A 13250-nucleotide genomic window follows, 5' to 3' on the forward strand; every position below is an offset into this window, starting at 1 on the left:
GTCCTTGCAAGTGCCTAGACGGCGATTCGGTGGTCGGTCAGGGCCGGGCTGCTGACCCGATAGATGCCGATTTCGCCTAACAGATTAGGCCATAGCTTGCTGGCCCACCCGTGGCGATGCTGCTGGTCGACCGCCAGCCGGTCGAGCACCTTGGCCTGGCGCTCGCCGCACAGGCGCTCGAAGTCGTCGAAGGTGCAGAAGTGGATGTTCGGCGTGTTGTACCAGGTATACGGCAGGAATTCGGAGACCGGCATGCGACCCTTGCTGGCCAGGTACCAACGGCAGCGCCAGTGGCCGAAGTTGGGGAAGGTGATGATGCACTGGCGACCGACCCGCAGCATTTCGTCGAGGATGCGGTCAGGGTAGTCCACGGCCTGCAGCGCCTGGGTCATCACTACCACGTCGAAGCTGTTGCTGGCGAAGTTGCTCAGGCCCTTGTCGAGGTCCTGCTCGATGACGTTGATGCCCTTGTCGATGCACTGGGCAATGTTGGCGGCGTCGATCTCCAGGCCGTAGCCGGTGACCTGCTTGTGGTCACGCAGCCAGGCCAGCAGTTCGCCGTCACCGCAGCCCAGGTCGAGCACGCGGCTGCCGGCGGGAATCCAGTCCTGGATGATTTCTAGGTCGGCTCTCATGACAGTCTCAAAGGGCGATGCGCTTCATGTAGCCGCTGAAGGCCTGCAGGTAGCGCGGAATCGGGATCAGGAAGGCATCGTGGCCCTGCGGGGCGTCGATTTCCAGATAGCTGACGTTCTTGCGCGCGGCCATCAGGGCGTCCACCAGCTCGCGGGAGCGGGCCGGCGAGAAGCGCCAGTCGGTGGTGAACGACATCACGCAGAAGTCTGCCGTGGCGTTGGCGAAGGTCGCCGCCAGATCGTCGCCATGGGCCGCTGCCGGGTCGAAGTAATCCAGCGCCTTGGTCATCAGCAGGTAGGTGTTGGCGTCGAAACGCCCGGAAAACTCTTCACCTTGATAGCGCAGATAGCTTTCGACCTGAAACTCGACGCTGTGGAAATCATAGTTGAGCTTTTCGCTCTTGAGCCCGCGGCCGAATTTCTCGCCCATGGAGTCGTCGGACAGGTAGGTGATGTGCCCGACCATGCGCGCCAGCATCAACCCGCGCTTGGGGATCACACCCTGCTCCTGGAACGAGCCGCCGTGGAATTCAGGGTCGGTGAGGATGGCCTGGCGGGCCACCTCGTTGAAGGCGATGTTCTGCGCCGAAAGCTTGGGCGCCGAGGCGATGGCCAGGCAGTGGCGCACGCGTTCGGGGTAGCTGATGGTCCATTGCAGCGCCTGCATGCCGCCCAGGCTGCCACCGACCACAGCGGCCCACTGGGCGATGCCCAGCCGATCAGCCAGACGGGCCTGGCTGTTGACCCAGTCTTCGACGGTGAGCACCGGGAAATCGGCACCGAACGGCTTGCCGGTGTCCGGGTTGAGGCTGCTCGGCCCGGTAGAACCGTTGCAACCACCCAGGTTGTTCAGGCTGACCACGTAGAAACGGTTGGTGTCGATCGGCTTGCCCGGGCCGATGCAGCTGTCCCACCAGCCCGGCTTGCGGTCGTCGGCGCTGTGGTAGCCGGCGGCGTGGTGATGGCCGGACAGGGCGTGGCAGATCAGCACCGCGTTGCTGGCCTTGGCGTTGAGCTGGCCATAGGTTTCGTAGATCAGCTCGTAGGCGCCCAGCGAGCGCCCGCAGGCCAACGCCAGTGGCTCGGCGAAATGGGCGATTTGTGGGGTGACCAGGCCAACGGAATCGGAGGGAAAGGCAGTGGACATCGACCCTGCTCGCGGTTGAATGAGGCGTAAGTCTAAAGACCGCTAGAGGTGGGGGCAAGCGCAGGCTTCGCCGGCCAGACGCGCAAGGGCGGCTGGCCCTCGCGCACCGGCCGGCAATGACTCAGATCAACCGCCACAGCTCCTGCGGCATGCCCACGCGGGCGGCCAGCTCGGGCATCAGGAAGCTCTGCACCACCTGGATGGCGAGGAAGGCGAAGATCGGCGAAATGTCCATGCCGCCCAGGTTCGGAATGATCCGACGGAACGGCGCCAGCACCGGTTCGCTGATCTGGTAGGCCAGCTCGGCCGCCGGGTTGTGGGTGCCTGGCGCGATCCAGGAGACGATCACCATGATGATCATCGCCACCCAGAAGATTTTCAGGAACAGCGACAGGATGCCGATCAGCGACCACACCAGCAGGAAGGGCAGGCTGACGATGGTGCCGTAGGTGATCATCATCACCAGTGCCATCAGCAGGGCCTGAATCACGATGGCCAGCAGCAGCGAGGACATGTCCAGCCCCATCAGGCTGGGCACGATACGGCGGATCGGCTTGAGCAGCGGGTGGGTGGCGCGCACCGCGAACTGGCTCAACGGGTTGTAGAAGTTGGCCTTGACCAGCTGCAGCACGAAGCGCAGCAGGACGATGATCAGGTAGAAGCTGACCAGCGATTGGATAACGAACACGGCGGCGCCGGTAAGTGCGTTCATCTATGGCTCCTTATTTGCCCAGTTGTTCGGCGAGTTCGGCCGAGCGCTGCGCGGCAGCGGTGAGGGCGTTTTGCACCAGTGCGGCGAAGTCGCCGGCCTGGAAAGTCTTGATCGCGGCCTCGGTGGTGCCGCCTGGGGAGGTAACCCGACGGCGCAACTCGGCGGCATCGACGTCGCTGGCGATGACCATGCGCGCGGCACCCAGGGCGGTCTGTGCAGTCAGCTGCGCTGCCACCTCGCGGGACAGGCCGAGTTTCTCGCCGGCAGCGGTCATGGCCTCGATCAGCAGGAAGAAATACGCCGGGCCGCTGCCCGAAACGGCCGTCACCGCTTCCAGCTGCTTCTCGTCGTCCAGCCATACGGCCAGGCCCACGGCCGAGAGTAGATTCTGCGCCTGCTCGCGTTGCTCGGCAGTGACCTTGTCGGTGGCGTACAGGCCGCTCACGCCTTCGCGTAGCAGCGACGGGGTGTTTGGCATGCAGCGGACGGTCGGCTGCTCGCCCAGCCACTGGGCCATGCTTGCGCAAGTGATCCCAGCGGCGATGGAAATCACCAGCTGCTGCGGTTTGAGCACCGGGCGCAGTGCCTCGCAAAGGGCCTTGATGCCTTGGGGCTTGACCCCGAGCACCACCACGTCGGCGTCGGCGATGGCCTGGGCATTGTCTTCGAAGACTTCGATGCCGTGTTCGGCAGCGACCTTGCTGCGGGTTTCGGCACTCCGGGCGCTGGCGCGGATCAGCGACGCTTCCACACCCTGGGCGAGCAGGCCGCCGATCAGGCTGGAGGCCATGTTTCCGGCGCCGACAAAGGCAATACGCGTGTGACTCATGAAGGACCCTTATCTATAAGGCGGAAAATGGAAAAGGCGGAGCGGGCGCGGGCGATCAGCGGGCGCCATAGTCGCGGGCACCGAATAACGCGGTGCCGATCCGCACCCAGGTCGCGCCATGGGCGATGGCCGCCTCAAGGTCGTGGCTCATGCCCATGGACAGCGTGTCGAGCGGCAGATCGAGTTGTGCTTGCAGGCGCTGTACAGCGCCGAAGGCCGCGTCTTGCGCCGCGCGGTCCTCGGTGGGTTCGGGAATCGCCATCAACCCGCGCAGGCGCAGATTCGGCAGGGCCGCCACGGCGGCGGCCAGCGCCGGCAGCTCTGCGGGCGTGCAGCCGGACTTGCTGGCCTCGCCGCTGACGTTGACCTGCAGGCAGATGTTCAGCGGCGGCAGCTCGGCCGGACGTTGCTCGGAAAGCCGTTGAGCGATTTTCAGGCGGTCCACGGAATGTACCCAGTCGAAGTGCTCGGCGATGGCTCGAGTCTTGTTCGACTGAATGGGGCCGATGAAATGCCAAGTCAAGGGCAGGTCGCCGAGTTCGAGCTGTTTGCCCAAGGCTTCCTGCAGATAGTTCTCGCCAAAGTCCTTGAGCCCGGCGCCAAAGGCCTCGCGCACGGCGGCCGCGGGCTTGGTCTTGCTGACGGCCAGCAGGCCGACATCGGCCTCGTCGCGCTGGGCGGCGGCAGCGGCCTGGCGAATTCGGGCGCTCACCCGTAAAACGTTGTCTGCTATCGTGGACATTGATTTGTGCCGGCGGGTTTCGGGTCTGCGGCATTCTACCTGCTTGTCTGTATTTGGGGAGTCTCATGGACATCACAGAACTTCTGGCCTTCAGCGCCAAACAAGGCGCTTCCGACCTGCACCTCTCGGCCGGCCTGCCGCCGATGATCCGCGTGGATGGCGACGTACGGCGCATCAACCTGCCGGCCCTGGACCACAAACAGGTCCACGAGCTGATCTACGACATCATGAACGACAAGCAGCGCAAGGACTTCGAGGAATTCCTGGAGACCGACTTTTCCTTCGAAGTGCCAGGCGTGGCGCGCTTTCGGGTGAACGCCTTCAACCAGAATCGCGGTGCCGGTGCGGTGTTCCGGACCATCCCGTCGAAGGTGCTGAGCATGGAAGATCTCGGCATGGGAGATGTGTTTCGCAAGATTACAGACGTCCCGCGTGGGCTGGTGCTGGTCACCGGGCCGACCGGTTCAGGCAAGTCGACCACCCTGGCGGCGATGATCGACTACCTGAACAACAACAAGCATCACCACATCCTCACCATCGAGGACCCGATCGAGTTCGTCCACGAGTCGAAGAAGTGCCTGGTCAACCAGCGCGAGGTGCACCGCGACACGCTGGGCTTCTCCCACGCCCTGCGCTCGGCATTGCGCGAAGACCCGGACGTGATCCTGGTGGGCGAGTTGCGCGACCTGGAGACCATCCGCCTGGCGCTGACCGCCGCAGAAACCGGGCACCTGGTGTTCGGCACCCTGCACACCACCTCGGCAGCCAAGACCATCGACCGGGTGGTCGACGTGTTCCCGGCCGAGGAGAAGTCCATGGTCCGTTCGATGCTGTCCGAATCCCTGCAGGCGGTGATTTCCCAGACCCTGTTGAAGAAAGTCGGCGGTGGGCGGGTTGCGGCCCACGAAATCATGATCGGCACCCCGGCCATCCGCAACCTGATCCGCGAGGACAAGGTGGCACAGATGTACTCGTCGATTCAGACCGGCGGCGCGCTGGGCATGCAGACCTTGGACATGTGCCTCAAGGACCTGGTCACCCGCGGCATCATCGGCCGCGAAGCGGCCCGCGAAAAAGCAAAAACCCCGGACAATTTCTGACCGGGGTTCGTTGTGCAGGCATCAGTAGCGGCTCGCCAGGGAGGGCGTCCTTACAAGTTGCGCGCAGTGCTCGCCAGGCGCATGGCCGGCGCGTGTTTGGTGGTCTTGTCCTTGGGCAGCACGCGCTTGGCAACCACGTAGTGGCTCTGCCAGTACGGCTTGTTCAGGGTATCGATGGTCACCGACTTGCCGGTACGCGGCGCGTGGATGAAACGATCGTTGCCCAGGTAGATGGCCACGTGGTTGACTTGACGGCTCTCGGTGGAGAAAAACAGCAGGTCGCCTGGCTTCAAGTCCTTCTGCGCGATCTTCTCGCCATGACCTTTGGACATGGCATTGGAGGTACGTGGCAGGTCGGCAGCATGGACGTTGTTGAAGGCATACTTGACCAGCCCGCTGCAGTCGAAACCGCGCGTCGGGCTGCTGCCACCCCAGACGTAGGGCTTGCCGAGCGCCTTGACCGCACGGCTGAGCACCGCATCGCTCTGCTTGGTCGCGCCGTGAGCGTTGGCGACCGCGACAGCGGCGGCCGGTTCTGCACCTTTACGGCCCTTGTGGTGGCGCTTGGGTGCGGCCGGCAGGGCCGGGGTGGTCACAGTGGCGACGTCGTCGCTTGGCGCGGCAGCTTTGCTGGCTTTGGGGTCCTGCTTCTGTTCCTGTGCTCCGCCTTTGGCGGTGTGGCCGGTGAAGCCGGCGGGAAGTCGTTGCTCACGGTTGGTGGCGTGGGCGGCCAGGGGCAATAAAAGGCAAATAGTTAGCCATGTCTTGAAAAAAGGACGCATTCGGCAGGGCTCTGGTTGATAAGCGCGAAACTTTATAACAGCTTTTTGTTGAACTTTTAATCCATGACCGGCGGTCAAAAGGGACCGAAAAGTGACCAGCAAGCGGCTATTGGTTCGCAAGTAGCCGTGTAACTCAGCAATCACGGGCTTTTTTTGTTGCAAACGGTTGCGAAACCGCACGTCGGATGGACACAAAAAAGTCACACAAATCTTTAGAAAATTTATCTATCAGAGAGCTCGCGCACAGAATGAACAGCTATCACGACGGTGCCCCTTTCCATGACACCCACAGCAAGGTCGTCGGTTACCTGCTGTGGATTTTCGGTTTCACCGGCGCGCATCGCTTCTATTACGGCAAGCCGATAACCGGCACCTTGTGGTTTTTCACCCTCGGCCTGCTGGGCATCGGCTGGCTCATCGACTTCTTTCTCATCCCCGCCATGGACCGCGAGGCAGACGCGCGCTTCTACGCCGGACGTACCGACTACAACATCGCCTGGGCTCTGCTGACCTTTCTCGGGGTGTTTGGCGTGCATCGCTTGTACATGGGCAAATGGCTCACGGCGATCCTGTACTTCTTTACCGGCGGGTTCTTTCTGATCGGTGTGCTGTACGACTTCTGGACCCTGAACGACCAGGTGTCGTTGAAGAATGCCCGGGGGTGAGTGGCAAGACCGGCCTGGCGACCGCTCCCACGCTTGAGGTGGGAGGGGGCCAAGCGCCCGACAGGTCGCCAGGCCGGTTTACCGACCTCAACCCGTGAAGCTGATATGCCCATCCACCAGCGTATAACGCACCGCGCCCGGCAGGCTGTGCCCGAGGAACGGGCAGTTCTCGCCTTTCGATAGCCAGCGCTCGCCGGCCACCGTCGAGGTAGCAGGGTCGAACAGTACCAGGTCGGCCCAGCCGCCCACCTTCAATTCGCCCACCGGCAGGCTCATGGCACGGGCCGGGCCGTGGCTCAGGCGTGCCAGCAGGGTAGGCAGGTCGAGCAGGCCGTCCTCGACCAGGGTCAGGGCCAGCGGCAGCAGCAGCTCGACGCTGCTGATGCCAGGCTCGGTGGCCGCGAACGGAGCCAGCTTGGCGTCGCGCTCGTGGGGCTGGTGGTGGCTGGAGATCGCCTGCACCACCCCGGCCTTGACCGCCGCGCGCAAGCCGTCGCGGTCGGCGCGGGTGCGCAGCGGCGGTTGCACGTGGTAGAGGCTGGAGAAGTCCAGCAGCGCCTCGTCGGTGAGAATCAACTGGTACAGCGCCACGTCCGCCGTCACCGGCAGGCCGCGGGCCTGGGCCTGGGCGATCAGCTCGACGCCGCGGGCGCTGGTCAGCTGGCTGAAGTGCGCGCGCACGCCGCTTTGCTCGACCAGCAGCAGGTCGCGGGCCAGAGCCACGGTCTCGGCGGTTTCCGGAATGCCGGCCAGGCCCAGGAAGCTGGCGGTCGGGCCTTCGTGGGCCAGGCCACCCTGGGCCAGATCACGGTCCTGGGAGTGGAAGATCACCGTCAGGTCGAAGGTGGCCGCGTACTCCAGTGCCCGGCACAGGGTGCGGGTGTTGCGAAAGCTCTCCAGGCCATTGCCGAACGCCACGCAGCCGACGTCGCGCAGGGCGACCAGCTCGGCCAGTTGCTCGCCTTCCAGGCCCTTGCTCAGGGCGCCGATTGGATAGACCTTGCAGTGCCCGGCTTCGCGGGCGCGGTCCAGGATCAGCTCGGCCACCGCCGAGGTGTCCAGCACCGGACGCGTGCGCGGTGGGCAGCACAGGCTGGTGACGCCACCGGCAGCGGCTGCGCGGGTCTCGCTGGCGATGCTGCCCTTGCGGCTGTAGCCCGGCTCGCGCAGGGCGACGTTGAGGTCGACCAGGCCCGGAGCGGCGATCAGGCCCTGGGCGTCGATGCTCTGGCTGGGGCTGAAGCCGGCAGGGGCGGCGCCGATGGCGATGATGCGGCCTTCGCTGACGTGCAGGTCGCTGACCTGGTCCAGGCCGCTGGCCGGGTCGATGACGCGGGCGCCAAGAATACTGAGGCTCACTGGGCGCTCTCCTGCTCGAATTGTCGCTGGGCGGTTTGTCCACTCATGGCCATCGACAGCACGGCCATGCGCACGGCGATGCCGTAGGTCACCTGGTTGAGAATCACCGAATGGGCGCCGTCGGCCACCGCCGACTCGATTTCCACGCCGCGGTTGATCGGCCCCGGGTGCATGACGATCGCGTCCGGTTTAGCCCCGGCCAGGCGCGCGGTGGTCAAGCCGAACAGGCGGTAGAACTCGCCTTCGCTGGGCAGCAGGCCGCCCTGCATGCGTTCGCGCTGCAGGCGCAGCATGATCACCACGTCGACGTCCTTGAGGCCCTGCGCCAGGTCGGTGTACACGGTCACGCCGTACTGCTCGATGCCGACCGGCAGCAGGGTTTTCGGGCCGATCACACGGATGTCCGGGCACCCCAGGGCCTTGAGCGCGATCATGTTCGAGCGCGCCACCCGCGAGTGCAGGATGTCGCCGACGATGGCCACCGAGAGGTTCTCGAAGCTGCCCTTGTGACGGCGGATGGTCAGCATGTCGAGCATGCCCTGGGTCGGGTGCGCGTGGCGGCCGTCGCCACCGTTGATGATCGCCACCTGCGGGCAGACCTGCTCGGCGATGAAGTGTGCGGCGCCGGAATCACTGTGGCGCACCACGAACATGTCGGCGGCCATGGCTTCCAGGTTGCGCAGGGTGTCGAACAGCGTCTCGCCCTTGCTGGTCGAGGAAGTCGACACGTTCAGGGTGATCACGTCGGCAGACAGCCGCTGGGCCGCCAGCTCGAAGGTGGTGCGGGTGCGCGTGGAATTCTCGAAGAACACGTTGCACACGGTACGGCCACGCAGCAGCGGGACCTTCTTCACGGCGCGGGCACCGACTTCGAGGAAGGAGTCGGCGGTGTCGAGAATTTCCGTGAGCAGTTCGCGGGGCAAACCGTCGAGGGAAAGAAAATGGCGTAGCTGGCCCTGGTGGTTGAGCTGCAGCGGGCGCTTGGCGTCAATCGGCGTCATCGCGGGAAGGTCTCTTTACGGGGCGGCAGGGGTTATTGGCCCGCTGGGGAAGGGCTGCAAGGGTTGTCGAGATCCTGGCGCTCGAGGGCGAGCGGGGCGGGGCCGAGCAATTTTACCCGCTCATTGGCTTGCAGCGACAGGGTGGCGCCGACGATGTTCGGGCGGATCGGCAGTTCGCCGGCGTCCAGGTCGAGCAGGCAGACCAGCGTCACACTGGCCGGACGGCCGTAGTCGAACAGCTCGTTGAGGGCGGCGCGGATGGTACGGCCACTCATCAGCACGTCGTCCACCAGCACCAGGTGCTGGCCATCGATCTCGAACGGCAGCTCGGAAGGCCGCACCTGCGGGTGCAGGCCGTTCTGGCTGAAGTCGTCACGGTAGAAGGACACGTCGAGGGTGCCTAGCGGGGCGTCGCTGCCCAGTGCCTCGAGCAGGGCGCCGGCCACCCAGACGCCGCCGGTGCGGATGCCGATGAAACGCGGCTGGTCGATCTGCCGCCGCGCCAGATGCGCGGTCAGCTCGCTGGCCATGCGGGCGATCAGTTCGGCGGGGTTGGGTAAGGTCATCGAAGGTTCCTGTAAGAGCACCAATCACCGGTGCGGTCTGATTCCTGTGGCACCGAACTCGCTCGGTAACGGCGTGCCCCGTTTCCAGGCGCCTGGCCCCGAATCAATTCAGAAGGTGAACATTTTCTTCCAGCCAGCCCTGCAACAGCAACCGTGCGGCGATGGCATCCACTGGGTTCTTGCTGTAGCTGCCCTTCTGGCCGCCCCGGGCCATGCGCTCGCCCTTGGCTTCGAAGGTGGTCAGGCGCTCGTCGTGGGTGTGCACTGGCACATTGAAGCGACCGTTGAGGCGGCGGGCGAACTTCTCGGCACGCACGCACATGTCGCTTGGCGTGCCGTCCATGTTCAGCGGCAGGCCGACGACCATGGCGTCGGGCTTCCATTCGCGTACCAACGCCTCGATCTGCGACCAGTCGGGAATGCCGTTCTGCGCCTTGAGCGTGCACAGCTCGCGGGCCTGGGCGGTGATCACCTGGCCCACTGCCACGCCGATCTGTTTGGTGCCGTAGTCGAAGCCCAGCAGCAGCTTGATCCCCGCCATCAGGCGTGGCCCGCCTGGCTGGTCAGCAGGTTGAGATCCACACCCAGGCGCGCGGCGGCCGCGCCCAGGCGCTGCTCGCTGGTCATGGCGAAGAGGATGTCGGGGTCGAACGGGCAGGTGAGCCAGGCGTTGTCGGCCAGCTCGGCCTCCAGTTGCCCGGCTTCCCAGCCGGCGTAGCCGAGGGTGATCAGGCTCTTTTGCGGGCCCACGCCGTCGGCGATGGCGAACAGCACGTCCTGGGAGGTGGACAATGCCAAACCGCCGAGCTCCACGGTGGCCTGGAAGGTCGGGCCACTGGGGTGCAGGACGAAGCCACGGTCGGTCTGCACCGGGCCGCCGATGTAGATCGGCACGCCGTGGCAGGCCAGCGGCGGGTCGATGTCGGGGCGCAGCTGTTCGAGGATGTCGGCCAGGTTGAGCTCCTGCGGGCGGTTGACCACCAGGCCCATGGCGCCATGGGCGCTGTGCTCGACGATGTAGGTCAAGGTCTGGGCAAAGTTGGGGTCCGCCATGTGCGGCATGGCGATCAGAAACTGATGCTTGAGGTAAGTCGGTTCGACGTTTTTCATAACGTGACAGTGTGGCTTCGGCAGGTCGACCTGACAAGCCGAGGGGCGGCTTTTTCACACTGGGCCACGGATGTCGCGCCCGTCAGTTGCTCGACAGGTGGTCGCCCTTGTCGAACCGCCAGGTGCGGATGATTTCCAGCCGGTCGACATCCGACAGGTCCCCGGTGAAGGGTGCGAAGGGTGCGGCCAGGCGCACGATGCGCTGGGCGGCCTGGTCCAGCAGGGGTTGGCCCGAGGATTCCAGCACCAGAACCTCATACAGCGAGCCGTCGCTGTTGATCGACACCATCAGCCGCAGGCTGCCGTAGATCTGCTGGCGGCGCGCTTCCTCGGGGTAGTTGAGGTTGCCGATGCGCTCGACCTTCTTGCGCCAGTCGTCCTTGTACCAGGCCCCCTTGTCGTGCATGGTCGAGGCGGCGCTGAGGCGGTGGATGCGCGGGCGCTTGGCATACAGCTGCTGCTCCTTGGCCAGCTCGGCCTCCAGGCTGGAGATCTCGCTGGACACCTGGGAGCTGTCGAAGTCCGGGGTGTCGGCCTTGGGCGGCTGTTCGGTCTTGACCTCGGCGCGCTTGACCTCGACCTTCTGCGTCTTGGGCGCGATGGTGGTCACCGCTTTCTTCTCGGGCTCCGGGGTGCTCTCGACCTTCTGCCGGCTGGCCGGTGGCGGGGTGACCTTGTTGATGCGGTTGTCCTGGAAGGGCGCAATCTCGGTGGTCTTGGGCAAGGCTTTCTTGTCCAGCTCGCCGCTGCCTTCCTGGTTGTCCTGGGCCAGATAGTCGGCCTGCTTCGGCGCTTTGGCGCTCTTGAACGGCGCCAGGGTGATTTCCAGGGTCTGGCTGATTTGCTCGGGCTTGGCCACGCTGAAACCCACGCCGAGAATCACCACCACGTGCAACAGCGCCGCGATCACCAGGGTCAGACCCAGGCGGTCGGCGGGACGGTTGAACTGCGGGCGAAGCTGGGCGGGGATCTGAGCGGGTAGATTCATGCTGGGCGTCGTCGTCAGCGCTGCAACTTCGCGGCGATCACATCCATCAGCATGCCGCCGATGTCGGTGCCAAAGGCGTTGTCGATCTCGCGGATGCAGGTCGGGCTGGTCACGTTGATTTCGGTCAGGTGTTCGCCGATCACGTCGAGGCCGACGAACAGCAGGCCCTTTTCCCGCAGCACCGGGCCGACCTGGGCAGCGATCCAGCGGTCGCGCTCGGTCAGTGGCCGCGCCTCGCCACGCCCGCCGGCGGCCAGGTTGCCGCGGGTTTCACCGGCCGCCGGGATGCGCGCCAGGCAATAGGGCACCGGCTCGCCATCGACCATGAGGATGCGCTTGTCGCCATCCTTGATCGCCGGCAGGTAGGCCTGGGCCATGATCTGCTGGCTGCCCAGCGCGGTCAGGGTCTCGAGGATCACCGACAGGTTGGGGTCGCCCGGGCGGTGGCGGAAGATCGAGGTGCCGCCCATGCCGTCGAGCGGCTTGAGGATGACGTCGCCATGCTCGGCGGCGAACTCGCGGATGATGTCGGCGCGGCGGCTGACCAGGGTCGGCGGCGTGCACTGCGGGAACAGCGTGGCGAACAACTTCTCGTTGCAGTCGCGCAGGCTCTGCGGCCGGTTGACCACCAGCACGCCGGCGCGCTCGGCCTGTTCGAGCAGGTAGGTGGAGTAGACGAACTCCATGTCGAACGGCGGATCCTTGCGCATCAGGATCACGTCGAGGTCAGCCAGTGGCGCATCGAACTCCGACTCGAATTCGAACCAGTGCTCGGGGTCGGCGAACACCTTGAGCGGGCGCATGCGCGCACGGGCCTGGCCAGCGCCCTGGTAGAGGTCCTGGATTTCCATGTGGAACAGGGTCCAGCCGCGTGCCTGGGCCGCCAGCAGCATGGCCAACGAACTGTCCTTTTTATAGGAAATGTTGGCGATAGGGTCCATGACAATCCCGACGCGAACGCTCATGGGTCAATCCTCATAGTCGGCGGGCCGCCCGCAGCGGCCTCTGAAAAGTGGCGTCAGGGTGGCGCCGGCGAGGCTCGCGGTCAAGGAAAAACACTGAACGGTCGGGCCGATGGAACGCCTCTTTAGAGTATGTTAAAAAGAGACCCATAGTGTGCACGTTGCCAAGCCCCTGGCCGGTTCGCCGGGCCCTGCTCGATCCAGCCTGCGATGCCGTTACGGATTCAAGAGTGCCCCATGGATCTTCAGCCGCCAGCCCTGAAAGTAATGGTCATCGATGACTCTCGGACGATTCGTCGAACCGCCGAAATGCTGCTCAAGAACGCCGGTTGCGAGGTGATCACGGCAGTCGATGGTTTCGATGCGCTGGCCAAGATCGCCGACAACCATCCGCGAATCATCTTCGTCGACATCATGATGCCGCGCCTGGATGGCTACCAGACGTGCGCGCTGATCAAGAACCACAGCCTGTTCAAGGCGATTCCGGTGATCATGCTGTCCTCGCGGGACGGGCTGTTCGACAAGGCACGGGGGCGTACGGCCGGTTCCGACCAGTACCTGACCAAACCCTTCAGCCGCGAGGAGCTGCTGGGCGCCATCAAGGCGCACGTGCCGGGCTTCGCGACCGTCGAACATCTGTGACACTACAACG

The 13250-nt window shown here is 64.8% G+C and carries 16 protein-coding genes; 3 read left to right on the forward strand and 13 right to left on the reverse strand.

Annotation, left to right across the window (positions count from 1 at the left end; all coding sequences use genetic code 11):
* Positions 1-14: 14 nt before the first annotated feature.
* The 5 genes from metW to SFA35_RS02120 form a co-directional block, all read right to left on the reverse strand.
* Positions 15-635, reverse strand: a complete 621-nt coding sequence (gene metW, locus SFA35_RS02100; RefSeq protein ID WP_320574699.1) for a methionine biosynthesis protein MetW — start codon at positions 633-635, stop codon at positions 15-17.
* A 7-nt stretch (positions 636-642) separates the two neighbouring features.
* Positions 643-1782 carry a homoserine O-succinyltransferase MetX gene (metX, locus tag SFA35_RS02105; RefSeq protein ID WP_320574701.1) on the reverse strand — a complete coding sequence of 380 codons (1140 nt, stop codon included), beginning with the start codon at positions 1780-1782 and terminating at the stop codon, positions 643-645.
* Positions 1783-1903: 121 nt separating this feature from the next.
* A complete protein-coding gene (locus SFA35_RS02110) occupies positions 1904-2494 on the reverse strand; it encodes a YggT family protein (protein WP_320574703.1) in 591 nt (196 codons plus the stop codon).
* 10 nt (positions 2495-2504) lie between these two features.
* Positions 2505-3323, reverse strand: a complete 819-nt coding sequence (gene proC / locus SFA35_RS02115) for a pyrroline-5-carboxylate reductase (protein ID WP_320574705.1) — start codon at positions 3321-3323, stop codon at positions 2505-2507.
* Between the two features lie 55 nt (positions 3324-3378).
* Positions 3379-4065 carry a YggS family pyridoxal phosphate-dependent enzyme gene (locus tag SFA35_RS02120; RefSeq protein WP_320574707.1) on the reverse strand — a complete coding sequence of 229 codons (687 nt, stop codon included), beginning with the start codon at positions 4063-4065 and terminating at the stop codon, positions 3379-3381.
* A gap of 65 nt (positions 4066-4130) precedes the next feature.
* Between SFA35_RS02120 and SFA35_RS02125 the strand changes: the two genes are divergently transcribed.
* Positions 4131-5165: a type IV pilus twitching motility protein PilT gene (locus SFA35_RS02125; RefSeq protein ID WP_320574709.1), complete on the forward strand. Its 1035-nt coding sequence runs from the start codon at positions 4131-4133 to the stop codon at positions 5163-5165.
* Between the two features lie 50 nt (positions 5166-5215).
* Here SFA35_RS02125 and SFA35_RS02130 read toward each other — a convergent pair whose 3' ends face one another.
* On the reverse strand, positions 5216-5947 hold the full coding sequence (locus tag SFA35_RS02130; RefSeq protein ID WP_320574712.1) for a C40 family peptidase: 732 nt from the start codon (positions 5945-5947) through the stop codon (positions 5216-5218).
* Positions 5948-6195: 248 nt separating this feature from the next.
* On the opposite strand from SFA35_RS02130, the gene SFA35_RS02135 reads away from it, so the two are divergent.
* Positions 6196-6612 carry a TM2 domain-containing protein gene (locus SFA35_RS02135; protein ID WP_320574714.1) on the forward strand — a complete coding sequence of 139 codons (417 nt, stop codon included), beginning with the start codon at positions 6196-6198 and terminating at the stop codon, positions 6610-6612.
* 87 nt (positions 6613-6699) lie between these two features.
* Here SFA35_RS02135 and SFA35_RS02140 read toward each other — a convergent pair whose 3' ends face one another.
* The 7 genes from SFA35_RS02140 to gshB form a co-directional block, all read right to left on the reverse strand.
* Positions 6700-7971: a dihydroorotase gene (locus tag SFA35_RS02140; protein ID WP_320574716.1), complete on the reverse strand. Its 1272-nt coding sequence runs from the start codon at positions 7969-7971 to the stop codon at positions 6700-6702.
* Positions 7968-8972, reverse strand: coding sequence for an aspartate carbamoyltransferase catalytic subunit (locus SFA35_RS02145; RefSeq protein ID WP_320574719.1), 1005 nt, complete (start codon positions 8970-8972; stop codon positions 7968-7970). Before SFA35_RS02145 ends, SFA35_RS02140 begins: the two co-directional genes overlap by 4 nt.
* Positions 8973-9004: 32 nt before the next feature.
* A complete protein-coding gene (gene pyrR, locus SFA35_RS02150) occupies positions 9005-9538 on the reverse strand; it encodes a bifunctional pyr operon transcriptional regulator/uracil phosphoribosyltransferase PyrR (protein ID WP_320574721.1) in 534 nt (177 codons plus the stop codon).
* Between the two features lie 103 nt (positions 9539-9641).
* Positions 9642-10079, reverse strand: coding sequence for a Holliday junction resolvase RuvX (ruvX, locus tag SFA35_RS02155; RefSeq protein ID WP_320574722.1), 438 nt, complete (start codon positions 10077-10079; stop codon positions 9642-9644).
* Positions 10079-10648: a YqgE/AlgH family protein gene (locus tag SFA35_RS02160; RefSeq protein WP_320574728.1), complete on the reverse strand. Its 570-nt coding sequence runs from the start codon at positions 10646-10648 to the stop codon at positions 10079-10081. The genes ruvX and SFA35_RS02160 overlap by 1 nt, the downstream gene beginning before the upstream one ends.
* An 82-nt stretch (positions 10649-10730) precedes the next feature.
* Entirely contained in the window at positions 10731-11636 is a 906-nt protein-coding gene (locus SFA35_RS02165) for an energy transducer TonB (protein ID WP_320574730.1), read from the reverse strand.
* Between the two features lie 14 nt (positions 11637-11650).
* The gene (gene gshB / locus SFA35_RS02170; RefSeq protein WP_320574732.1) at positions 11651-12601 is read right to left on the reverse strand and encodes a glutathione synthase; all 951 of its coding nucleotides are present in this window, start codon (positions 12599-12601) and stop codon (positions 11651-11653) included.
* Positions 12602-12835: 234 nt separating this feature from the next.
* Between gshB and pilG the strand changes: the two genes are divergently transcribed.
* Positions 12836-13240 carry a twitching motility response regulator PilG gene (pilG, locus tag SFA35_RS02175; protein WP_320574734.1) on the forward strand — a complete coding sequence of 135 codons (405 nt, stop codon included), beginning with the start codon at positions 12836-12838 and terminating at the stop codon, positions 13238-13240.
* The last annotated feature ends 10 nt before the right edge of the window (positions 13241-13250 follow it).

This window comes from Pseudomonas sp. HR96 (genome assembly GCF_034059295.1).
GTDB lineage: Bacteria > Pseudomonadota > Gammaproteobacteria > Pseudomonadales > Pseudomonadaceae > Aquipseudomonas.